19 protein-coding genes, 1 tRNA gene and 1 pseudogene are annotated in these 21,990 nt (G+C 71.2%); 13 read left to right on the top strand and 8 right to left on the bottom strand.

The genetic code is table 11. From position 1 onward, the window contains the following. Nucleotides 1-9 precede the first annotated feature (9 nt). Nucleotides 10-1,458, bottom strand: coding sequence for an aldehyde dehydrogenase (locus tag DMP17_RS29955; protein ID WP_443217921.1), 1,449 nt, complete (start codon nt 1,456-1,458; stop codon nt 10-12). A 20-nt stretch (nt 1,459-1,478) separates the two neighbouring features. Beyond that, entirely contained in the window at nt 1,479-2,303 is an 825-nt protein-coding gene (locus tag DMP17_RS29950; RefSeq protein WP_226349870.1) for a mycofactocin-coupled SDR family oxidoreductase, read from the bottom strand. A gap of 155 nt (nt 2,304-2,458) precedes the next feature. Between DMP17_RS29950 and DMP17_RS29945 the strand changes: the two genes are divergently transcribed. The 5 genes from DMP17_RS29945 to DMP17_RS29925 all read left to right on the top strand — a co-directional run bounded on the left by DMP17_RS29945 (nt 2,459) and on the right by DMP17_RS29925 (nt 7,979). Continuing rightward, nucleotides 2,459-3,691, top strand: coding sequence for an acyl-CoA dehydrogenase family protein (locus DMP17_RS29945; RefSeq protein WP_337831267.1), 1,233 nt, complete (start codon nt 2,459-2,461; stop codon nt 3,689-3,691). After that, nucleotides 3,691-4,848, top strand: a complete 1,158-nt coding sequence (locus DMP17_RS29940; protein ID WP_226365414.1) for an acyl-CoA dehydrogenase family protein — start codon at nt 3,691-3,693, stop codon at nt 4,846-4,848. Before DMP17_RS29945 ends, DMP17_RS29940 begins: the two co-directional genes overlap by 1 nt. A gap of 123 nt (nt 4,849-4,971) precedes the next feature. Further along, nucleotides 4,972-5,118, top strand: a complete 147-nt coding sequence (locus DMP17_RS29935; protein WP_226349873.1) for a DUF1059 domain-containing protein — start codon at nt 4,972-4,974, stop codon at nt 5,116-5,118. 39 nt (nt 5,119-5,157) lie between these two features. Then, nucleotides 5,158-6,642: an AMP-binding protein gene (locus DMP17_RS29930; protein WP_226349883.1), complete on the top strand. Its 1,485-nt coding sequence runs from the start codon at nt 5,158-5,160 to the stop codon at nt 6,640-6,642. Beyond that, nucleotides 6,639-7,979, top strand: coding sequence for an MFS transporter (locus tag DMP17_RS29925; protein WP_337831266.1), 1,341 nt, complete (start codon nt 6,639-6,641; stop codon nt 7,977-7,979). Before DMP17_RS29930 ends, DMP17_RS29925 begins: the two co-directional genes overlap by 4 nt. Nucleotides 7,980-8,204: 225 nt before the next feature. On the opposite strand, the gene DMP17_RS29920 is transcribed toward DMP17_RS29925, so the two are convergent. Both DMP17_RS29920 and DMP17_RS46510 read right to left on the bottom strand, forming a co-directional pair. Further along, nucleotides 8,205-8,648, bottom strand: a complete 444-nt coding sequence (locus DMP17_RS29920; protein ID WP_337831265.1) for a hypothetical protein — start codon at nt 8,646-8,648, stop codon at nt 8,205-8,207. 97 nt (nt 8,649-8,745) lie between these two features. Next, nucleotides 8,746-8,904 (bottom strand): annotated as a pseudogene (locus DMP17_RS46510) (helix-turn-helix domain-containing protein); the annotation flags it as partial. 361 nt (nt 8,905-9,265) lie between these two features. Here DMP17_RS46510 and DMP17_RS29915 point away from each other — a divergent pair. Beyond that, a complete protein-coding gene (locus DMP17_RS29915; RefSeq protein ID WP_226349876.1) occupies nt 9,266-9,490 on the top strand; it encodes a hypothetical protein in 225 nt (74 codons plus the stop codon). Nucleotides 9,491-9,610: 120 nt separating this feature from the next. Here DMP17_RS29915 and DMP17_RS29910 read toward each other — a convergent pair. Together DMP17_RS29910 and DMP17_RS29905 are read right to left on the bottom strand one after the other, a co-directional pair. After that, nucleotides 9,611-9,692 (bottom strand) — tRNA-OTHER (locus DMP17_RS29910). A 793-nt stretch (nt 9,693-10,485) separates the two neighbouring features. Then, the gene (locus DMP17_RS29905) at nt 10,486-11,745 is read right to left on the bottom strand and encodes a PucR family transcriptional regulator (protein ID WP_337831264.1); all 1,260 of its coding nucleotides are present in this window, start codon (nt 11,743-11,745) and stop codon (nt 10,486-10,488) included. A 319-nt stretch (nt 11,746-12,064) separates the two neighbouring features. Here DMP17_RS29905 and DMP17_RS29900 point away from each other — a divergent pair, with 319 nt between their 5' ends. The 3 genes from DMP17_RS29900 to dapA all read left to right on the top strand — a co-directional run bounded on the left by DMP17_RS29900 (nt 12,065) and on the right by dapA (nt 15,854). Beyond that, nucleotides 12,065-13,432: an MFS transporter gene (locus DMP17_RS29900; protein ID WP_337831263.1), complete on the top strand. Its 1,368-nt coding sequence runs from the start codon at nt 12,065-12,067 to the stop codon at nt 13,430-13,432. A gap of 86 nt (nt 13,433-13,518) precedes the next feature. Beyond that, complete coding sequence (locus tag DMP17_RS29895; RefSeq protein WP_226349879.1) at nt 13,519-14,925, top strand: protoporphyrinogen/coproporphyrinogen oxidase; 1,407 nt, start codon at nt 13,519-13,521, stop codon at nt 14,923-14,925. 50 nt (nt 14,926-14,975) lie between these two features. Continuing rightward, nucleotides 14,976-15,854, top strand: a complete 879-nt coding sequence (gene dapA / locus DMP17_RS29890) for a 4-hydroxy-tetrahydrodipicolinate synthase (RefSeq protein WP_337831262.1) — start codon at nt 14,976-14,978, stop codon at nt 15,852-15,854. Nucleotides 15,855-15,981: 127 nt separating this feature from the next. Here dapA and DMP17_RS29885 read toward each other — a convergent pair whose 3' ends face one another. After that, a complete protein-coding gene (locus tag DMP17_RS29885; RefSeq protein WP_337831261.1) occupies nt 15,982-16,644 on the bottom strand; it encodes a TetR/AcrR family transcriptional regulator in 663 nt (220 codons plus the stop codon). A 74-nt stretch (nt 16,645-16,718) separates the two neighbouring features. Between DMP17_RS29885 and DMP17_RS29880 the strand changes: the two genes are divergently transcribed. Together DMP17_RS29880 and DMP17_RS29875 are read left to right on the top strand one after the other, a co-directional pair. Continuing rightward, entirely contained in the window at nt 16,719-18,170 is a 1,452-nt protein-coding gene (locus DMP17_RS29880) for an MFS transporter (RefSeq protein ID WP_337831260.1), read from the top strand. Continuing rightward, a complete protein-coding gene (locus DMP17_RS29875; RefSeq protein ID WP_337831259.1) occupies nt 18,167-19,354 on the top strand; it encodes a cytochrome P450 in 1,188 nt (395 codons plus the stop codon). The genes DMP17_RS29880 and DMP17_RS29875 overlap by 4 nt, the downstream gene beginning before the upstream one ends. Before the next feature lie 105 nt (nt 19,355-19,459). On the opposite strand, the gene DMP17_RS29870 is transcribed toward DMP17_RS29875, so the two are convergent. Then, nucleotides 19,460-19,702 carry a DMT family transporter gene (locus DMP17_RS29870; RefSeq protein WP_337831258.1) on the bottom strand — a complete coding sequence of 81 codons (243 nt, stop codon included), beginning with the start codon at nt 19,700-19,702 and terminating at the stop codon, nt 19,460-19,462. Between DMP17_RS29870 and DMP17_RS29865 the strand changes: the two genes are divergently transcribed. Both DMP17_RS29865 and DMP17_RS29860 read left to right on the top strand, forming a co-directional pair. Then, complete coding sequence (locus tag DMP17_RS29865; protein WP_337831257.1) at nt 19,686-19,949, top strand: DUF3375 family protein; 264 nt, start codon at nt 19,686-19,688, stop codon at nt 19,947-19,949. The two genes, DMP17_RS29870 and DMP17_RS29865, sit on opposite strands and share 17 nt — an antisense overlap. A 109-nt stretch (nt 19,950-20,058) precedes the next feature. Further along, nucleotides 20,059-21,984 (top strand): alpha/beta hydrolase family protein, encoded by a 1,926-nt coding sequence (locus DMP17_RS29860; protein ID WP_337831256.1) that lies wholly within the window; start codon nt 20,059-20,061, stop codon nt 21,982-21,984. The last annotated feature ends 6 nt before the right edge of the window (nt 21,985-21,990 follow it).

Raw genomic sequence — 21,990 nt, 5'->3', positions numbered from 1 at the left:
ACGGGTGGGTCAGGAGAAAAGCGGCGCCGTCTCCTCGGTGAGGTTCACGGCCTTCAGCTCGTAGTAGGAGTCGATGGCCTCCGGACCGGTGTCGCGACCGACCCCCGAGCACTTCATCCCGCCGAACGGCGCCTCGGTGTTGTAGGTGAAGGAGTTGACGCTGAACGTGCCCGTCCGGACCCGGCGCGCGACGTGCGCGGCCCGCTCCGGGTCCGCGGTGAAGACGGCGCCGTGCAGGCCGTACTCCGAGTCGTTCGCGATCGCGATCGCCTCGTCGAGCGTGTCGTACCGGATGACCGACGCGACCGGCCCGAAGATCTCCTCCTGGGCGATCCGCATCCCGTTCTCGACCCCGGTGAAGACGGTGGGCTGGATGTAGGCCCCCGTGTCCATGCCGGCCGGCACGCCACCGCCGGTGGCCACGGTGGCCCCCTCGGCCCGGCCGGTCTCGATGTAGCCCAGCACCCGTTCCTGCTGCCGCTTCGACACCAGTGGGCCCATCGTGGTGGCGGGGTCGAACGGGTCACCGACCACGAACGACTCGGCGGTCGCGACCAGGGCGCCGACGACCTCGTCGTAGCGGTTGCCCGGGACCAGGACCCGGCTGTAGGCGGCACAGACCTGGCCGGTGTTGAAGAACGACCCCGTGGCGAGCCCGGTCATCGTGGTGGTGAGGTCGGCGTCGTCGAGCACGATCGCGGCGGACTTGCCGCCGAGCTCGAGCTGCAGCCGCTTGAAGCTGCCACCGCACTCCCTGCCGATCTGGCGCCCGGCCGCCGTCGACCCGGTGAAGCTGACCTTGTCCACACCCGGGTGTGCGACGAGGGCGCGGCCCGCGTCGCGGTCCCCGGTGATGTAGTTGAAGACCCCGGCCGGGACCCCGGCCTCGGTCAGCGCCTCGGCGATGAAGAACCCGTCGAGCGGGGTCTCCGGAGCGGGCTTGTAGACGACGCTGCAGCCGCTGACCAGGGCGGGCCAGAGCTTGGAGACGGCCATGTTGAACGGGCCGTTCCACGGCGCGATCGAGGCGACGACGCCGACCGGCTCCTTGATGACGGCGGCCGGTCCGTGCATCGTCGTGCGGAGCTCGGTCAGGCTGCTGCCGCGCGCGACGTCCAGGAAGAACCTGCCGACGCCGATGGCGCCGGGGATCTGCATGGCGGCGAAGGTGCTCGGCAGCCCCATTTCCGCGGTGACCAGTCGCCCGATCTCGTCCAGCCTCGGCTCGATGAGGTCGATCGCGCGTGCGAGCACGTCGACCCGGTCGGCCATCGGGAGGTGCCGCCACACGCCCTCGTCGAACGAGCGGCGGGCGGCCCGCACGGCCGCGTCGACGTCGTCGGCGTTCGCATCGGGCGCCTCACCGATGACCTCGTCGGTGGAGGGCGAGATGACGGGGATCCGCACCGGCGACGCCGGCTTCCGCCATTCCCCGTCGATCAGCAGTTCGTTCCGCACGTCCATGAGCATGTGTCCCTTCAGCGGTTCAGGTAGCCGGCGTCGACCGGGAAGGTCACCCCGGTCACGTACCGGCCCTCGTCCGAGGCCAGGTAGACCAGCGCATTGCTGATGTCGACCGGCTCGACGAGGGGGACCGGCATGGGGTTCTGGTAGTTCGGGCTGCCTGCGATCTCGGGGAACGCCTCCGTGAACGCGCCGTAGGGCTCGTTGACGACCATCGGGGTGTTCACGCCGGTGGGGTGCACCGTGTTCACCCGGATCGAGTGCTTCGCCAGCTGGGACGCGTAGAGCCGCATCAGCCCGACGACGCCGTGCTTCGCGGCCGAGTAGGCGGCCTGCCCGGGGACCGTGCTCAGCCCGATCGCGGAGAGCCCGGCCGCGGAGCTGGTGATCTGGACCGAACCGCCGCGGCCCCGCTCGACCATCCCCGGCAGGCAGACCTCCATGGTGTGCCAGACCCCGGTGAGCAGGGTGTCAATCCCGTCGAACCAGGCCTGACGCTGCTCGCCCTCGTTGATCACCGGCATGATCCCGGCGTTCGGCAGGACGGTGTCGATGTGGCCGAACTCCTGCACACCCGCGTCGTGGGCGTCCTGGAGTGCCGCGCGGTCACGGACGTCGGCGACGCGGGCGACGATCCGGCCACCCACGGCCTCGACGAGCGAGACGGTCTCGTCGAGGTCGTCCTTGGTGGCCATCGGGTAGAAGACGGTCGGGATCTGCTCGCAGATGTCGACCGCGACGACCGCGGCCCCCTCCTCCGCGAACCGGACGGCGTGGGACCGTCCCTGCCCCCGTGCCGCTCCGGTGATGAACACGACCTTGCCGTCGAGCCTGCCCATGGAAGTGCTCCCTCATGCCGGGGGGGGTACGGCCGGGGTCCGGTTCGACCACGGCCCCGTCACCGCGAACGAGCCGCAGCCTATTGGCATTAGGTGAGCGTTGTCCACACGTGTTAGCTTCCGGCCGACGGCACGGCGGCGGGAGTGGCACAGACATGGATCTTCGGTGGTCGGAGGAGGATCTGGCGTTCCGGGACGAGGTCCGGGCGTTCCTCGACGAGCGGCTCACACCGGACCTGCGGCGCGCCGGCAGCCTGATGACCAGCGTGTACGCCGATCACGATGCGAGCATGAGGTGGCAGGCGATCCTGCACGAACGCGGCTGGGCCGCCCCGGCGTGGCCGGTCGAGCACGGCGGCTGCGACTGGTCGGTCGCCCAGCACTACCTGTTCACCCGCGAGTCCGTGCTCGCCGGGGCGCCGCCCCTGTCACCGATGGGGATCTCCCAGGTGGCCCACGTGCTCGTCGAGTTCGGGACCCCGGAGCAGAAGGCATACTTCCTGCCGCGGATCCTCAGCGGCGAGATCTTCTTCTGCCAGGGCTACTCCGAGCCCGAGTCGGGCTCCGACCTGGCCTCGTTGTCGATGACGGCCGAGGACGACGGCGACCACCTCGTGTGCAGCGGGAGCAAGATCTGGACCACGCACGCGCACGAGGCCAACTGGATGTTCTGCCTGGTGCGGACCAGCCGTACTGGCAGAAAGCAGCAGGGCATCACCTTCCTCCTGATCGACATGACCTCGCCGGGCATCGAGGTCCGCCCGCTCGTCATGACCTCGGGGGAGGTCGTGCAGAACCAGGAGTTCTTCGACCGGGTCCGGGTGCCCAAGACCAACGTGATCGGCCGCATCGACGACGGCTGGACGGTGGCGAAGTACCTGCTCGAGTTCGAGCGCGGCGGGGTGGCCGCCGCGCCCGGCCTGCAGGTCATGGCCGAGCAGGTGGCCCGCGCGGCGAGCACCCAGCCCGGTGCCGACGGGCGACCGCTGATCGACTCGCCGGTGTTCGCCGACAGGCTGGCGGACGCCCGCATCCGGATCGACGTGCTCGAGGTCCTGGAGTTCCGGGTGCTGTCGACCGTGGCCGCGGGCGGCAACCCGGGCACGGCCTCGTCGATGCTGAAGATCCTGGCGACGGAGCTGAGCCAGACCCTCACCGAGCTGCTGCTGGAGGCGGCCGGGCCACGAGGCCGGGCCTACCAGCCGCACGCGACCAGCCCGGGCGGCGCGGTCTCCGAATTCGCACCACCGGCCGACGGCTACGTCGGGGGCGAGGCCTGGCAGGCGCTCGCGCCGCTGCGCTACCTGAACGACCGGGCCGGCTCCATCTACGCCGGCAGCAACGAGATCCAGCGGAACATCATCGCGAAGGCAGCTCTGGGACTCTGATGGACTTCACCCTCACCGCGGAGCAGACCCTGCTGCGCGACGCGCTCGCCGGCTTCCTCGCCGACCGGCACGACATCGCGACCAGCCGCACGGCCCTCGGCTCCGACGCCGGTCACCGGCCCGAGCTGTGGCGGGCCTTCGCCGACGAGCTGGGCATCCTCGGCGCGGCGCTGCCCGAGAGCGTGGGCGGCTCCGGCGGCGGCCCGGTCGAGACGATGGTCATCGCCGAGGAGCTGGGCCGGGCCCGGGTCCTGGAGCCCTACGTGGAGAGCGTGGTGCTCGGCGGCGGCGTGCTCCGGCGGGTGGACGCCGCTCCGCTCCTCACGGCCCTCGCCTCGGGCGGGGCCCGGATCGCGCCCGCCCTGCTCGAACCGGGATCGGGCCACACCGCGCACGACGTCACGACGACCGCCCGCCGCGACGGCGGGGACTGGGTGCTGGACGGGGCCAAGGCCGTCGTCGTCGGCGCACCGCACGCCACGCACCTGCTGCTGAGCGCCCGCACCGCCGGGGACCGTCGCGACGAGGACGGCATCTCCCTGTTCGCCGTACCGTTCGACGCGGCCGCGCCGCCGGCCGGGATGCGCGTGCACCCCTACCGCACGATCGACGACCGGCACGCGGCCGACCTCGAGCTCGACGGCGTCCGGCTCCCGCCCGATGCGCTGCTCGGCGACGAGGGACAGGGCTGGACCGTGCTGTCCCCCGCGCTGGACGAGGCGGTCGCGGCCGTCTGCGCGGAGGCCGTCGGCTCCCTGCGGACGGTGCTGGCCGACACCGTCGCCTACACCAAGGAACGCCGCCAGTTCGGTCAGCCGATCGGCTCGTTCCAGGCCCTGCAGCACCGCATGGTCGACATGTACCTCGAGCTCGAACAGGCGGTGTCGGCGACCTACCTCGCCACGCTGCGCCTGGAAGCACCGCCCGCCGAGCGCGCCCGCGCGGTGTCCGCGGCGAAGGTCACCGTCGCCCGGGCGGCACGCTTCGTCGGTCAGAACGCGGTCCAGCTCCACGGTGGGATGGGGATGACCCAGGAGCTCGCCATCGGCCATCACTTCACCCGGCTGACCGTCGTCGAACGCGAGTTCGGCACCGCCGACGACCACCGGTCGCGCTACGCGCGGCTCTCCCCGGCGCCCGGTGGCGCCGACAGCTGAGCAGGGTGCACCGTGGACACCCGGCGGAACCGGCGTCCGCTCCCCCGGGCGAGGCGCCCGGACCGGGATCGGGCGTCCGCCGGCATCCGCGGTGGACCGATGTCACGTCACGATGGGACGACCATGAAGCGAAACCTGACCTGTCCCTGCGGGGCCCGGATCACCGGTACCGACGAGGACGACCTGGTCCGCCTGACCCAGGAACATCTCGCCGAGTTCCACCCCGGCCACGAGTACAGCCGCGACGAGATCCTCTTCATCGCGTACTGACGGTCCCGATCGGTCCGCGGGCCGCCGAACGCCCGCGGCATCGGCCACGGCGACCGGGTCGGGGTGTGGGCGGCGAACCGCCACGAGTGGGTCGTCCTGCAGTACGCGGCGGCGCGCATCGGCGCGGTACTCGTCGCGCTGAACCCGACCTACGAGCGGGCCGAGCTCGGCCAGGCGCTGCGGCACTCGGGCACCCGGTTGCTCTTCCACGCCGCGCGGTACCGCGGGACCGACTGCGCCGAGCTGGTCGCCGACGTCGCGACGACCTGCCCCGAGCTGCAGGGTGCGGTGACCTTCGAGCGGGACTGGGCCGAGTTCGACGCCGCGGAGCCCACCGGGGTCGCGGAGGCCGAGCGGCGGGTCGATCCCGGCGACCCGGTGGCGATCCAGTTCACCTCGGGCACGACCGGCCGGCCCAAGGGCGCCACCCTGACCCACCACAACCTGCTCAACAACGGCCACCTCGTCGGTGCGCAGGCCGGGTTCTCCGAGCAGGACCGGATCTGTGTGCCGGTACCGCTGTTCCACTGTTTCGGGATGGTGCTCGGCACGCTGGGTGCTGGCTCGCACGGTGCGACGCTGGTCCTGCCCGGGGGGCCCTTCGACGCCCGGCGGACCCTGCGGAGCATCGTCGCCGAGCGGTGCACGGCCGTCTACGGCGTGCCGACCATGTTCCGCGCGCTGCTCGAACACCCGGACCTGGCCGGCTCGGACGTCGGCTCGCTGCGTGGCGGGCTGATCGGGGGCGCACCGTGCCCGCCGGAGCTGCTGGCCTCGATCCGCGACCGGCTGCACGTCCCGCGGCTGTCCACCGTGTGCGGCATGACCGAGACCTCGCCGATCTCCACCCAGACGCTGCCCGAGGACCCGCCAGACGTGCGGGACCACACCGTCGGACGGCCGACCCCGCACGTCGAGGTCACGATCGTCGACCCCGCCACCGGCCGGGTCGTGCCCGTCGGGACACCCGGCGAGCAGTACACCCGCGGCTACGGCGTCATGCGCGGTTACTGGGCGGACGACGCGGCGACCGCCGAGGCGATCGATCCGGCGGGCTGGATGCGCACCGGCGACCTGGCCGTCATGGACGAGCGGGGGGTCGTGACCGTGGTGGGACGGATCAAGGACGTCATCATCCGCGGCGGGGAGAACATCCACCCCGGCGAGATCGAGGAGGTACTGCGCGGCCATCCGGGGGTCAGCGACGCCCAGGTGATCGGCGTCCCGCACGACTACTACGGGGAGCAGGTCATGGCCTGGGTCCGGCCGAACCCCGGCTCCGAACCCGCCGTATCCGAGCTCGTCGAGTTCTGCACGGGCCGCATCAGCCGGTCCAAGATCCCGGCGCTGTGGCGCCTGACCGACTCCTTCCCCACCACCGCGAGCGGAAAGATCCAGAAGTTCCGCATGCGCCGGATCGCGATCGACGAGCTCGGCTCCGGAGAGCAGCTCGCGACCGTCCCGGCCCACGCCGACCACGGTGACCTCCACGCGGTGACGATCCCTACGGAGCCCAGACCATGACCTCCACCGGCGCGACGCAGCGCAACCCGATGAGCCGTGTCGCCTTCGCGAGCATGACCGGCACCGTGATCGAGTTCTACGACTTCTTCATCTACGGCACCGCCGCGGCGCTGGTGTTCAACAAGGTCTTCTTCCCCGAGCTGGGGGCGGCCGAGGGAACCCTGCTGGCACTGGCCACCTTCGGCGTCGCGTTCGTCGCCCGACCGTTCGGGTCGGTCCTGTTCGGACACTTCGGCGACCGGATCGGTCGCAAGCGCACCCTGGTCACGACGTTGCTGCTCATGGGGGCGTCGACCGTCGCGATCGGGCTGCTGCCCTCGACCGGCGCGATCGGCGCCCTCGCACCGATCCTGCTGGTGGTCCTGCGGATCCTGCAGGGCCTCGCGGTCGGCGGCGAGTGGGCGGGGGCGACGCTGCTCACCGCGGAGAACGCCCCCAAGGCCCAGCGCGGGAAGTACGCGCTGTACCCCCAGCTGGGGCCGTCGGTCGCGTTCTCCCTCGCCAGCGCCACCTTCCTGGTCACCGCACTGACCATGTCGGACGAGGCGTTCCTCGCCTGGGGCTGGCGTCTGCCCTTCATCGGGAGCGCCCTGCTGATCGGGGTGGGACTGTTCGTCCGGCTCCGGATCGAGGAGTCGGACGCGTTCGAGGCGACGAAGGCGTCCGGCTCGGTGGCGAAGCTGCCGGTCCTCGAGGCGGTCACCCGCCAGCCGCGTGAGGTGTTCCTCGGCGCGTTCGTCACGACGACCGTCTTCGCGTTCTTCTACATCGGCGTGACCTACCTGACCACGTACGGGACCGCGGTGCTGGAGCACCCGCGGACGACGGTGCTCGCACTGGGCATCATCGGCGGTGCCGTCTTCGCCGTCACCACGATCATCGGTGCGGTGGCCTCGGACCGGCGAGGGCGCAGGCGACTCGTGCTCACCGGGAACCTCGCCTCCGTGGTCGTCGGGCTGATCGCCTTCCCCGTTCTCGACATCGGCACCGTCTGGTCGTTCGGGCTCGGGATGTGCCTGGTGCTCGGGGTGGTCGGATTCGCCTACGGGCCGGTCGGGGCGATGCTCCCCGAGCTGTTCAGCGCGCAGTACCGCTACACCGGAGCAGGACTGGCCTACAACCTCGCCGGGGTGCTGGGCGGCGCGGTGACACCGCTGGTCGCCACCGCGCTCGTCGCGTCCTACGGGAGCACGGCCATCGGCTTCTACCTGGCGTTCCTGGCCCTGGTCAGTGCGCTGTGCACGCTCGGCCTGCCCGACACCCGGCACGTCGAGATGGTCACCGCCACCTCCGGGGCCTCCGCCGGGGGTCGTCAGGGCACGGTGCCCGCGCCCTGACGAGGGGTCACGGGCGCCGGGCGCGTTCTCCGGCACGTCGACGACGACCGTCGACGTGCCGGGGTTCGATGGAGGGTTGCCATCGGTCCGGGGTGCAGGTTCGATGCCAAGCGCGAGTACGACATGGACTCGTTCGGCTCGTTTATCGACAAGCTCAACGGGCAAGACGGGTAGGACGGACCGCCAGCTCTCGCCGGATAACCTCGATAAGGGCAGTTTGGTGGTCTACTGCCGAATCGAGAGCAGCCTCCCAGGCAGGCGGCAGCTTTCCACGATCGACAGAACGACGAGCTTCATCCAGCTCGTTGGTCTTCGAGAAGAAGACCCCTGCCATCGAAGCAACAGACGGTTCACCGAGCGCTTGGGCCTGAATCTGGAGGGCAACGAAGTCAATGTAGGTCCGATCGAAGCTGCCAGTGCCCTCAGAAGCGGATTCGAGAAGCTCCATGGCTTTCTCAGCAGGTCCGCGTACAGAACGTGGACTCGCTCTACAAGGGCACGCTCGCGCTCATGCTCGATACGACGCTCGGCGTCGCGATCGGCCCGACGGTCCGCCGCACGCTGGGTCCACAGGACACCGACGAGCGTCAGGGTCGGAGTCAGGACCGTGACCCACAGGGGTGTGGTGGCGGAGGTGGCGGAGGTGGCGGCCTCGGCGGCGAGGATCATCCGGCGACCGTACTGATCTGGCGATCCGGTCTGGCACTGGTTGACTACGCCGTGTGTGGATGGCGACGGACGGGCCCTCAACCGCGCGGGCCAGGTCGTCGCCGTCCGAGGCGAACGCCGCGGCCAGCCGGGCCGTCGTCCGATCCGACGGACGCGCCCGCCTGTTCTCCAGGTCAGCGATCAGCCCGACCCCCACACCCGACAGCTCGGAGAGCCGGGCCTGGGTCCACCCGCGGCGGGCCCGCTCGGCGAACACGTGCGCGCCCAGGGTCCGGGCCAGCCGGGCCCGCTCCTCGCCGACGACAAGGCCTCGACGATCCACGCCCGCGCGGGAGGAACCCTCGGGGCGGCCCGGCGCAACGCGCGCGGGCTGTAGAGGCACTGCGGCGTCAGCGTGAACGGCACGACCGCGACCGGGCGCGATGGGGCGAGGCCTCTGCCGGTCACGACCTGGTGTTCGCCCGGGAGAACGGCGCGCCGCTGCGCCCGGAGTACGTACTGCGGAAGTTCCGGGCGCTCACCGACGCGGCGGGACTCCCCCGGGTGCGGGTGCATGAACTGCGGCACCTCGCGACGTCAATGATGATCGCGGGGGGGGGGGAGTCCTCCTGCCGATCGTGAGCCAGACCCTGCGCTACAGCGCCGTCTCGATCACCTCGGACGTGTGCTCCTACCTGACCGCCGACGTAACCGGGGAGGCCGTGGACGCGATGCAGGACGCGCTCGACGCGGCCGAGGCCGAGGCGCGTGCTGCGGCGCGGGCCCGCGAGGCGTTCGGCGCACATACCGAATACCCCTCGCACACACAGGGCGCACACAACGGGGGTTCGATCATGGAATGACCCCGTAGGCGATCGCACCCGAAGATCACCGTTGTGAGTATCGAAGTACTGAGTATCCCCAGGCAGACAGCGAAAAGGGCGGCCCCTCCGACAGGAGAAACCGCCCCAGTTCGACCGTCGGGACGACAGGATTTGAACCTGCGACCCCTTGACCCCCAGGGTCTTTTCACGGTGACCCTGACCAGGGGAAACGCACGTCCTTGCAGGCCAGGTGGTGCGTTACGGTGCGGTTTGATGTCGTTGGATTCAGCCCCGTGCAGGGGCCTTGCTCCACGATTGCTCCAGCCAACCGGTCAATGAGTCTTCACGCCGCTCATCGCCGATCGGACAGATCGCTGTCGTTCGAATGCCGAATCGGCCGCCGCTGGCCCTCGGCGTGACCGTCGACCAGGGCCAACAGGTCGGCAAACAGCTCTTCCTCTCCGGGGTGACCGCGGGCCCGGCGGAGGGCGGGCCGCGCGACACGGCGACCGAGGGGCGCATGATCGAGATCTGGGAGTGCCGCTCCGCCCACCTGATCGCAGCGCCGCCCGGTCGCACCGGGTCGTGGAGCGCGGGTGGCACTCCTGGGCGACGAGTTGCTGGTCCCGGTTCGTGGGATCGGACCCGTCCGCGTCGGGGTCCTAGCCATCTGCGCGACGCTGTGGACACTGCCGTGCACGCGTTTGATCATCGACCCTGGTGGTGACCGACGGCGGACTCGTCGTCGCCCGTTGTGCCCACGGCACGCTGATCCTGGTAGACCCGGCGGCGGGTACCGTTCGGTGTCCTGCTGATCTCCTGCCACCGCAGGCGCCCAGCTCCACCGCACGTGCGACGGCCATGACCATTCGTGAACATGCTGGCTCTGGCTCTGGCTCCGCCGCAGCTGCTCGATCAGATCCAGGTCGGACGCCGGACGATCATCCGGAGTTTCCCGTTCCGGACCGGGGAGCTCCGCGCGCCCACGCATCCCGTCTCACGGTACGGACGAGCCGTCGGGACGGGTGTCGGTCTCAGGTCCGCCCGCCGCTGCGGGCCTCGACGATGCGCCGCAGCTTGGTGCCCATGTGCAGCGCCAACCGCCCGTTCCCGTCCTGCATCGAGACCCCGGACAACGACTCGATCCGCCCGAGTCGGTAGTACAGCGTCGATCGGTGGATCTGTAGGCGCGCGGCGGTCCGGGTCGCCTCGCAGCCCTCGTCGAGGTAGACCTCCAGCGTCTCCGCCAGGCCGGGCCCCGACTCGTGGGCGAGCAGATTGCGCAGCGGACCCGGATACAGCGACGGTCGGAGTTCGTCGTCGGGTAGGCGCAGCAGGACGGCGAAGACCCCCAGGTCGTCCTCGCCGACGATGTCGCCGAGTGCGGGGAGCATTGTCGCCGCGCGCACGGTCAGCAGGGCGACGTCGTAGGAGTCGACGGTGGCATCAGTCCCCACACCGGATCTCCCGAGGCCCGCGACGACCCGGCTCCGGCAGAGCCTCGCCGCCTCCGCGACCGCCTGGGTGGCCACGGAGCGGGGCGTCCCCGTCATGGTCGCCTCGCCGGTCAGGACGAGGACGGCCCTGGTCGCCACCACGGACAGCAGGGGGCGGGAGATCCCGTGGTCGCGGGCGGCCCGCTCCACTCCCGCGGCCAGACCCGACTCACACACGTCCGTCTCGTGCCCGGCCTCGGCAACATCGACCACCAGCGTGACGACCGGCGCGGTCCCCTCGACGCCGAGCTCGGCACCCAGCGCCCTGCGGGCGAGGGCACGCGTAGTGGCGGCGGGCGCGACGAGGTCACGGACGAGCTCCCCACGCCGCCGGCCGTCCTGCTCGTGGATCACCAGCCGCCGGTACATCAGCAGCCCGACCTCGGCGGCGGCCGCCGCGGCGAGGTCGACCTCCCACTCCTGCACTCCGTCGTCGATGAGGAACAGGTGGCCGAAGGGCACGCCGTGCGCCCGCGCGGGACAGACGACACGGGCTTTGAAGCCGAAGTCCGGGGCCGCCGGGGTCCGTCCCGGCGCACGCCAGTCGTAGATGCCATGGGCGCGGAAGTGCGCCATGACCCGCGGGTCCGACTCGCGCCGGATGAGTGCGTGGACACGCATGTCGTCCTCGTCACCGAAATGCCGGCTGACGGTGACCAGACGGCCCCGGCCGTCGTCGACCGCGACCGACCGGCCCAATCTCGCCGCGAGCGCGTCGACGACCTGCTGGAGGCCGTCGGCCACCACCCCGGTCGGCAGGTCCGGGCCTCCCGGTCCCCGGGCTCGCGGGGCCGTCACCGGCGGACGGGGCCGCGGGTGACGACCGCAAGGTCGGTGGTCACGTCAGTCCCCCGGTCACATCGGTGCGTCGGCGTTCGAGCGTCCGAAGGTATGCGCCCCCAGCAGAGGGGTCAACGGTAGGCGACGGCGGCGCGGCGAGACGGATCATCAGTTCACAGAGCTGCATCCGACACCGTGTCGGAGTGAAGGGTCCGAGGTTCGGACGGTGGCCGGAAGCCGCCACCGCGCTCTCGCTGACACCGTCGTCGGTACGCGCCGCTGGCCACGCGGAGCGTTGCCGCACAGTCGCGGCACGGCACCCGAATCCGGAGTCCCGATGTCCCACAATGTGCTCGAAGACGCGCCGTTGTCCCGCTTCCACAAGAAGCTTGCGCTGTTTGCGTCGGGCGGACCGTTCCTCGACGGCTACGTGCTGTCGATCATCGGTGTCGCCCTCGTCCAGGCTTCACCGACGCTGGGCCTCACCCCGTCCGAGGAGGGTCTGGTCGGTGCCGCCGCGCTGATCGGCATCTTCCTCGGGGCGTTCGTCGGCGGGTGGCTGACCGATATCTTCGGACGGCATCTGCTGTTCACGATCGACCTCATCGCGATCATCGTCTTCTCGGCCCTGCAGTTCTTCGTCACCGACGCGTTCTGGCTGATCGTCATGAGGCTGCTCGTCGGCGTCGCCGTCGGCGCCGACTACCCGATCGCCACGTCCCTGCTCGCGGAGTTCTCGCCGCGGAAGTACCGCGGTCCGCTGCTGGGCGCGTTCGTCACCATGTGGTTCGTCGGCGCGGCCGCGGCCTACCTGGTCGGCGAGCTGCTGCTGGCCCACGAGGACGGCTGGCGCTGGATGCTCGCGAGCGCCGCGCTCCCGGGCCTGATCATCGTGCTCTGCCGGATCGGCACGCCGGAGTCGCCGCGGTGGCTGCTGAAGAAGGGGCGCACCGAGGAGGCCACGGCCGTCATGAAGAAGGTCTTCGGCCCGGACGCCTCGGTCGACGACATCGAGCCCGAGGTCCAGGAGAACCTGCGGATCGGTGCCCTGCTCCGGGCCGGCTACGGCAAGCGGATGCTGTTCATCACGCTGTTCTGGACGTGCTCGATCGTCCCGCTGTTCGCCATCTACGCGTTCGGCCCGAAGATCCTCGGGGCACTGAGCCTGGAGGAGGGCGCGGACACGATCGGCGCGGCCGTCATCACCGTGATGTTCATGGTCGGCTGCGTGGTCTCGTTGCTTCTGGTGAACCGGATGGGCCGCCGGTCGCTGATCATCCACAGCTTCCTGTGGGCCGGCCTGGCGATGCTGCTGCTCGGCATCTTCCCGGACGCCCCCACCCTTGTGGTCATGGGTCTGTTCGTCGCCTACGCCGTGTTCATCGGTGGCTCCCAGATCCTCCAGTGGATCTACCCGAACGAGCTGTTCCCGACCGAGATCCGAGGCTCCGCGGTGGGTCTGGCCTCGTCGCTGTCGCGGATCGGAGCAGCTGTCGGGACGTTCCTCGTCCCGCTGTCGCTGTCCGGTCTCGGGATCGGCCCCACGATGCTCATCGGTGCGGTGATCACGCTGCTGGGGCTGGTCGTGTCCTGGCTCTGGGCACCCGAGACCCGCGACCTCGGTCTGGGCGAGGCGGCCGCGCTCGGCGCCGCGGACTCCCGGGCACGGTCCGCGGTCAGCTCCTCCGACGCACCGTCGTCCTGACCCGGTCGACCCGGTCCCCCGGGGCCAGGTCGAAACCCCGCACCGCGAGAACCGTTCCGCCCGTAACAGCACACGAGGAGTACGACGTGAAGGACGTAGTGATCGTCGGAGCCGGCTTGTCCGGTCTGGCGGCGGCCTGGCGCCTGCGCCACTGGGACACCGTGGTGCTGGAGTCCGGCGACAGGGTTGGGGGGCGGATCCGCTCGGAACGGCGTGGACCGTACTTCCTCAACTGGGGTGGGCACGTCTTCGCCGGGGCGAACACCGCGACCGCGGCCCTGCTGGGCGAGACCGGTGTCGGCTCGGTGAAAGTGCCGGGTTCGCTCACGGGGCTCGCGATGAACGGCAAGCTCCTGCTCAAGGGCCGGGTCGAGAGCTACCCGGTGCGCATCCCGATGTCGATCGCGTCACGGATCGCCCTGGTCCGTGCCGGCGCCAGGGTCGGTCTCGACGTCCTGCGCTACGCCCGCGCAGTCTCCGTCCGCCCCGGCGAGAGCCCCCGGGCCCGGCAGGAGCGCATCTACGCCTTCGAGAACGACCGGACCTTCGCCGAGTACACCGGCTCATTGCCCGAGGACGCCGAGGCCCTGTTCCGGCCCACCGTCACGCGTTCGGCCGCCGACCCCGACGAGCTGGCCGCCGGCGCCGGGATCGGCTACTTCAGCCTGGTCTGGAACATCGGCCAGGGCCTGGACCGCAGCATCTCCGGCGGCCCGTCCGTGCTCACCGAGACCATCGCCGCGTCGATGCGTGACCGGATCCGACTCGGCGCCCACGTCCAAGAGGTCGTGCACCGCCGCGAATCGGTCGTCGTCCGCTACACCTGCGACGGGGTCGACCACGAGGTCGAGGGCCGCACCGTCGTCCTCGCCGCGCCCGCACCGGTCGCGCACCGCGTCGGCGTGGACCTGCCCGGTGACGTTCGAGAGGCGCTGTCGAAGATCGTCTACGGGCCCTACGTCAGCGCCGCGTTCCTGACCGACGAGACCGGTCCTCGCCCGTGGGACGGTGCCTACGGAATCGCCACACCCAAGCGGTCGTTCAACGTCGCCCTCAACATGGGCAACATCGCCCGCGGCGCCGAGACCACCCACCGCCGGCCGGGCGGCAGCCTGATGACGTTCTCCCCCGCCGGCCTGGCCCGCACCCTCCTCGACCGGTCCGACGACGAGATCCTCGACATCTACACCCGCGATCTCGATCAGGTGCTGCCCGGCTCCGCGGACGTCATCTCCGAGGCCCACGTCCAGCGCTGGCCCACCGGAGCCCCGTACTGCTTCCCGGGGCGCGGTGCCCTGCAAGCGGCCCTCACCCGACCGGCCGAACGCGTGTTCCTGGCCGGCGACTACCTCGGCACGCTCTACACCGAGACCGCCGTCTCCTCCGGCTTCACCGCCGCGCAGGAGGCCGCCGGCGTCCTCGCGACCGAACGTCAGACCCGCGGCGGACGCCGTGCGGAGGCGCCGGTCGTCGCCTCCGCCGTCGCGTCCTGAGACCGACCACCGGCATCCGTCCACACCGTCCACCGTCAGGAGAAATCGACATGACCCAGCACCTGCAGGGCGTCCTCACCGCGCTCGCCACCCCTTTCGACGCCGACGGCGCCGTCGACGTCGACGCACTCCGGTTCCTCGTCGACCGCTCGATCGACGGGGGTGTCGACGGCCTCGTGGCCTGCGGCTCCACCGGCGAGTTCGCCGCGCTGAGCACCGACGAGCGACGCCTCGTCGTCGACACCGTCGTGGAGCACACCGCCGGTCGGGTACCCGTGGTCGCCCAGACCGGCGCCACCAGCACCGCGGAGGCGATCCGGCTGACCGACGAGGCCCGGATCTCCGGCGCCGACATCGCCATGCTCGTGACGCCCTACTACGAGCCGCTGACCCTGCTCGAGACCGTCGACTACCTGCGCGAGGTAGCCGGGGCGGCAGACCTGCCCGTCATGCTCTACAACATCCCGGCGGCCACCGGGGTCAACCTCGACCCCGACACCGTCGGCACCCTCGCCCGCGAGATCGACACCATCCGCTACGTCAAGGACTCCAGCGCGAACATGGAGCAGGCGCTGCAGCTTGTCCACCACCACGCCGACCACGTCGCCACGTTCGTCGGCTGGGACAGCCTGATCCACGCCTCGCTGGTGGAGGGCGCGGCCGGTGTCCTCGCGGGCGCCGCGAACGTCGTACCGGCCGAGATCGTTGCGGTCTACCGCGCGGTGCGCGACGGCGACCACGATCGGGCCCTCGCGGCGTGGAAGCACGTGTACCCGGTGATCGACGCGCTGATCTCGGTACCGTTCATGCCCGCGATCAAGAGCGCGCTGGCCTCGCTGGGCCACCCCGTCGGCTCACCGCGACGCCCCGTCGCCGACCTCACACCGGTGCAGGCACGACACATCGAGAAGCGACTCGCCGCACTCTGACGCGAGGACGGTCAGTGCCGTCGTCCACACGCGCGGGCGGCCGCCCTACCCGGTCACGGCGCACCGCGACCCGTCCGGGAACGTCACCGGCGACGGCCGGGATCAGACGGGTGCCGCATGTGCGTGGCTAGTCGGCTCGCCTCGTGTTGCTCACCGGCGCCCTCCAGATCCCCACCAAGGCGTCGACGAGACCGTCCGCAGCCTCGTCCCAGGACGACCGTGGTGTGGGCAGTCCGTCGGCCAGCGCCCGCTCCCGCTCCGCGAAGTGGTGCACCAGCAGCTGGCGGCAGATGTCGCCGCGTTCGAGCCGCACAGCGGGCGGGAGCGTCGGCAGCGCGCTGTTCAGTCCGTCGAGGACGGTGGTCAGCGACCGGGACCCGAGCGACTCCCCCACCATGACCTCGCGGAACTCGGGATCGGTCATGACCTGCGCTCCGAACCGGGCGTACCAGGTCGGCACCCGCTGCTCGGCCAGGTGCTCGGCGACCGGGCGCACCAGACAGTCCACCCAGCCGCGCACGCCCGGTGCGGGACCGAGCGCGGCCACCATCGCCTCGCGTCGCGCGTCCATCGCAGCGGCGTGCCTTCGGACCAGCGCCCGTACGAGGTCGGCCTTCGTGCCGAAGTGGTAGCCGACGACGGTGTTGTTGCCCTGCCCCGCCGCCTCGGCGACGGCACGGTTGGACACCGCACGCACCCCGTGTTCGGCGAAGAGCCGCTCCGCCGCATCCAGGATGCGTTTGCGGGTCGCCCCCGCCCGGTCCACGTGTTGCCGGTCCACTCTGTCCATCTCGCCTCCCTCTCCGCAGACAGTCAACTACCCACACTTGATTTCAGTCAACTGATTGACTTAGCGTTCGTGACATGACTCGTCCCGACACGACGCCCGGTTCCCCGCCGACCGGGCCCGTCCCCGGGGAACGCGCCCCGGCGTTGGTCGCCGTCCTCGCCGCGGCCGGCATCGTGGTCTCGCTGCAACAGACCGTGGTGATCCCGTTGGTCCCGCTGTTCCCGCGGCTGCTCGGCGCCGATCCGGCCGACACCGCCTGGATCGTCACCGCAACCCTGCTCGCGGGCGCCGTCGCCGTTCCTGTCGTGGGCCGTCTCGCCGACATGGTCGGCAAGCGCCGCATGCTCCTGGTGTGCCTGGGGGTGCTGGTCATCGGCTCGACCGTCGCTGCGCTCAGCGCCACGCTGGTCCCGCTCCTCGTGGGCCGGGTGCTGCAAGGGCTGGCCGCGGGTGTCGTCCCGCTCGGCATCAGCCTGATGCGCGACCTGCTCCCGGCCGAGCGGGTCGGGTCGGGCACCGCGACGATGAGCGCCTCGCTCGGCGTCGGTGGCGCGCTGGGCCTGCCCCTGTCGGCGCTGGTCGTGCAGGCCACGGACTGGCACGCGTTGTTCTGGGCCGCCGCCGCGCTCGGAGCCGTCGTCATCACCCTCGTCGCCCGCCTGGTGCCGGAGTCGCCGCAGCGCACCGGCGGCCGGTTCGACCTGCTCGGGGCCCTTCTGCTCTCGGTCGCGCTGGTCACGTTGCTGCTGGCCGTGTCCAAGGGTGGCGGCTGGGGCTGGGCCGCACCGCCGACACTGTGGCTGCTCAGCGCCGCCGCCCTCGCACTCGCACTGTTCTGCCTGCACGAGCTGCGCACCCCCGAACCGTTGATCGACCTGCGGGTCAGCCGGCGCCGTCCGCTGCTGCTCACCAACATCGCCTCCGCCGTGTTCGGCTTCTCGATGTTCGCGATGTCGCTGGTGTTCCCGCAGCTGCTGCAGCTGCCGAAGGAGACCGGCTACGGGCTCGGGCAGTCGATCCTGGTCGCCGGGCTGGTCCTGGCCCCCGGCGGACTCTGCATGATGGCGATGTCGCCGGTGTCGGCGCGGATCAGTGCCGCCCGCGGGCCGCGGACCACACTGATGGTCGGCGCGGTCGTCGTTGCCACCGGGTACGGACTGGGTGCGGCGTTCCACGCCGCGATCTGGCAGCTCGTGCTCAGCTCGGTCGTCATCAGCTCCGGGGTCGGTCTCGCCTACGGGGCCATGCCCGCGCTGGTCATGGCAGCCGTGCCGGTCACCCAGACCGCGGCCGCCAACAGCCTCAACAACCTGATGCGCGCCATCGGGCTGTCCACCGCCGGTGCCGTCGCGGGTGTGCTGTTGGCCCGCATGACGACGACCGTGGGCGGCGTCGCCGTCCCGACCGAGACCGCGTTCCTCGTCGTGATGCTGCTCGGAGCCGGCTCCGCACTCGTCGCCGTCGCGATCACCGCCGCGATCCCCCGTCGCCCCGCCATCGACCCCGTCCGGGAGGACCACTCATGACCACCACCGAGCTCGATCTGCGCCGCACCGGCTTCGGACCCGCCCCCGCAGCGGAGGCGCTGCGCGACCAGCCCCTCCGCCGGGTACCGACCCCCTTCGGCCCGCAGGCGTGGATGCTGACCCGCCACGCCGACGTCCGCCGGATGCTCGGCGACGCCGACTCCTTCCGCAACGGGTGGACCCCCGCCGACCTGGAGGGCTCCCCGGGCCGCGACCCCCGCCAGCTCTCCGGGGACCGCAGCGGAAACCTGCTCTCGCTCGACCCGCCCGACCACACCCGGCTGCGCCGCCTGCTCACCCCCGAGTTCACGGTACGTCGGATGCGCCGTCTCGAGCCGCGGGTCGTACAGATCGTCGACGACCACCTCGACGCCCTCGAACGGACCGGTCCTCCCGCGGACCTCGTCGCCCACTACGCGCTGCCGATCCCGTCGCTGGTCATCTGCGAGCTCCTCGGTGTGCCGCCGGCCGACCAGCAGGAGTTCCAGACCCGCACCGCCCGCCAGCTCGACACCACCACCGGGGAGCAGGAGCGGGTCGCCCTCGCCGCCGAGGCTCTGGCCTACATGCAGGACCTCGTCGGTCGCGCCCGCCGTGACCCCGGTGAGGACCTCATCGGGATGCTGATTCGCGAGCACGCCGACGTCCTCACCGACGCCGAGCTCGTCGGCGTCGCCAACCTGCTGCTCGTCGCCGGGCACGAGACCACCGCCAACATGCTGGGCCTCGGCACCCTCGCGCTGCTGCGCCACCCCGAGCAGCTCGCGCTGGTCCGCGACGACCCCGCCGCCGTGCCCGCTGCCGTCGAGGAGCTGCTGCGCTGGCTGTCGATCGTCAACTCCGGCTCGCCGCGCCTGGCCACCCGCGACGTGGAGATCGGTGGCACGACGATCCGCGCCGGGGAGCTGGTGCTGTTCCACCTGCCCGCCGCGAACCGCGACCCGGAGATCACCGAGGAGCCCGGGCGCTTCGACATCACCCGCCCCCCGACCAACCACGTCGCCTTCGGGCACGGCATCCACCACTGCCTGGGTGCCCCGCTGGCCCGGATGGAGATGAAGCTCGCGTTCCCGGCGCTGCTGCGCCGGTTTCCGGGGCTCCGGCCGGCCGTCGACGTCGACGATGTCGCCTGGGCCGGGCACAAGGCCATATTCGGAGTGGAGAGTCTTCCCGTCGTGTGGTGACGCGCGAGACCGACGCCCGGTACGGGTGAAGGGCCCGTCGGTACCGACGCCCGCAACCGCGTCACCGCCGCTGCCGGCCCGGGGCCCACGGCTGCGGTCGTGTGCTCAGGGGCGCGCCCGTCCGGTGGTCGGGTTCCCACCCGCGACGGATGCGTCCGGCTGCTCGGCCGGCGCTTTCACGAACTTCAGGCCGACGATGCAGCCGATCAGGACGGTCAGCACGACGGCCTTGGCCGGGGTGAACACCTCGTCCCCGGTCAGCATCGCCCAGGCGACCGTCAGGACCGCCCCGATGCCGATCCAGACCGAGTAGGCGACGCTGACACCGCTGGTGCTGGCGGTGTTCAAGAGTTCCTTTGGCCGCGACCAGCGGTCGGTGCCCGCGGACCGGTTGCACACCCAGGTCGAGACTTTCCTCGACGAGCTGCGCGCCAACGGTGAGACCGTCCCAAGCAGGAACGGTCGGGCGCTGTGCGTGCAGTGGATGGGCGATCAGTGGCTGTACCGGACCGTCGCTGCCCTCGACAACGCCGTCACCCGCCGCGGCACCGTGACCGCACGCTCATCCTCGTGCGCACTGCTCACAGCACGCTGAACCTGTCCGCTCCCAGTCGGATGTGACACACCACCCACTCCTTGACTCGGACGCGGCGGCACAGCTTCGAATCCGGGGTGTCCGCATCACGAACCGGGAGGAGCCCGCCATGATGACCGACCTGACCACCGTCGAGGAGTTCTTCGCCCCACCTGCTCGAATCGACGCCCGGATCTCACCCGACGGCATGACAGTCGCCTACCTCGCCCCGTGGCGGGACCGGCTCAACGTGTTCGTCCGCGGCCTGCACAACTCCTCCGGCGAGTGGCCCGACGCCGACGCCGCGGACGATCCGGAAGCCCGGCGGGTGACCTCTGACGATCGTCGCAGCATCGACACGTTCTTCTGGACCAGGGACTCTCGTTATCTGCTCTACCTGCAGGACGCCGACGGCGACGAGAACCACCACCTGATGCGCGTCGACCCGGCCCGACCCGACGAACCCGCGGTCGATCTCACTCCCCTACCGGGCGTACGCGTCGTGGGCACACAGTTCTGTCCCGACCGGCCTGCGTCGGCGTTCGTCCAGCTCAACGCCCGCCGTCCCGACCTGATCGATCTGCACGAGGTCGATCTCCACACCGGTCGGTCGATCCCGGTCGCCGAGAGCGACGGGGACGCCATCGGCTGGCTGCGCACGCCCACCGGGCGTGTCCTGCAGCTCGGCACGACCGAGAACGGCACCCACCTGCTCTCCGAGCAGACCGACGGCGCGCCCCGCACGATCAGCCGATCGTGCGGGCTCGACCACCCGTTCGGCCTCGTGCCGTGCGTCCCCACCCCGGACGGGGCCGGGCTGTGGATCGGGTCGCCCCGCGGCTCCGACCGCACCCGACTGGTCCGGCTCGACCTCGACACCGGCGAGCAGACAGGCGTCGACAGCCACCCCGTGTTCGACCTGGACACCCCCCGCCCCGAGGCCGACCCGCGCTTCCCCCCCTCGCTGATCGTGCACCCGGCGACCGGGGAGCTACTCGGTGCCCGCTACCTCGGCGAACGACAGGTGATCCACGCCCTCGACGCGCACTTCGCCGCCGTCCTGCCCCGGCTGACCGAGCTCTCCGACGGCGACCTGGCCCACGTGTCCTGCGACGACGAGGCGCAGCGCTGGGTCGTGGACTTCACCCACGACCGTGATCACCGGGCCACGTGGTTCTACGACAACACCACAGGCGCCGCGCGGCGCCTGTTCCGGCCCCACCCCCACCTCGACCCGGCGCGGTTGGCACCGGTCACCCCCGTCACCGTCCGCTCCCGCGACGGCCTGGACCTGCCCTGCCACCTGACGCTGCCGGTCGGGACCGAGCCTCGGAACCTGCCGACCGTGGTACTGCTGCACGGCGGGCCCTGGTACCGCGACACCTGGGGTTATGACCCCGAGGTCCAGCTGCTGGCCGATCGCGGCTACGCGGTGCTGCAGGTCAACTTCCGCGGCTCCACCGGCTACGGCAAGGCCTTCACCCAGGCCGCGATGGGCGAGTTCGCCGGTCGCATGCACGACGACGTGATCGACGCCGTGGACTGGGCCATCGCGCAGGGGCACACCGACCGCGACCGGGTCGCGATCTACGGGAGTTCCTACGGCGGCTACGCCGCCCTCGTCGGGGCCGCGTTCACACCGGACCGCTTCGCCGCCGCGATCAGCTACACCGGCATGTCCGACCTCACCGATCTCACCCGCTCGGTCGTCCCCGTCGCACGCAAGGCCGTCTACAACAGCTACGGCCGCTATATCGGCGACCCCGACGACCCGGCCCAGGAGGCCGACATGCTCGCCCGCTCCCCGATCAGCCGGGTCGACGACATCACCGCCCCGGTCCTGTTGATCCACGGCGCGAACGACGTCCGCGTGCACCGCAGCAACGCCGACCGGATCGCCGCGGCGCTGCGGGCCCGCGACGCCGAGGTCGAGTATCTGCTCAACGACCGCGAGGGTCACTGGTTCGTCAACCCGGACAGCAACATCGAGCTCTACCGCACTCTGGAGCGCTTCCTGGCCCGCCACCTGGGCGGATACCTCCCGAACGACGACTGACCGGAA

Source organism: Pseudonocardia sp. TMWB2A, assembly GCF_017312135.1.
This window is presented reverse-complemented; position numbering and strand designations above follow the sequence as displayed.

Excerpts from the sequence above, each read along its gene's own strand:
- DMP17_RS29950 (WP_226349870.1), bottom strand. The coding sequence starts at position 2,303 with ATGGGCAGGCTCGACGGCAAGGTCGTGTTCATCACCGGAGCGGCACGG.
- DMP17_RS29945 (WP_337831267.1), top strand. The coding sequence starts at position 2,459 with ATGGATCTTCGGTGGTCGGAGGAGGATCTGGCGTTCCGGGACGAGGTC.
- DMP17_RS29940 (WP_226365414.1), top strand. The coding sequence starts at position 3,691 with ATGGACTTCACCCTCACCGCGGAGCAGACCCTGCTGCGCGACGCGCTC.
- DMP17_RS29935 (WP_226349873.1), top strand. The coding sequence starts at position 4,972 with ATGAAGCGAAACCTGACCTGTCCCTGCGGGGCCCGGATCACCGGTACC.
- DMP17_RS29925 (WP_337831266.1), top strand. The coding sequence starts at position 6,639 with ATGACCTCCACCGGCGCGACGCAGCGCAACCCGATGAGCCGTGTCGCC.
- DMP17_RS29920 (WP_337831265.1), bottom strand. The coding sequence starts at position 8,648 with ATGATCCTCGCCGCCGAGGCCGCCACCTCCGCCACCTCCGCCACCACA.
- DMP17_RS29900 (WP_337831263.1), top strand. The coding sequence starts at position 12,065 with ATGTCCCACAATGTGCTCGAAGACGCGCCGTTGTCCCGCTTCCACAAG.
- dapA (WP_337831262.1), top strand. The coding sequence starts at position 14,976 with ATGACCCAGCACCTGCAGGGCGTCCTCACCGCGCTCGCCACCCCTTTC.
- DMP17_RS29885 (WP_337831261.1), bottom strand. The coding sequence starts at position 16,644 with ATGGACAGAGTGGACCGGCAACACGTGGACCGGGCGGGGGCGACCCGC.
- DMP17_RS29880 (WP_337831260.1), top strand. The coding sequence starts at position 16,719 with ATGACTCGTCCCGACACGACGCCCGGTTCCCCGCCGACCGGGCCCGTC.
- DMP17_RS29875 (WP_337831259.1), top strand. The coding sequence starts at position 18,167 with ATGACCACCACCGAGCTCGATCTGCGCCGCACCGGCTTCGGACCCGCC.
- DMP17_RS29860 (WP_337831256.1), top strand. The coding sequence starts at position 20,059 with ATGATGACCGACCTGACCACCGTCGAGGAGTTCTTCGCCCCACCTGCT.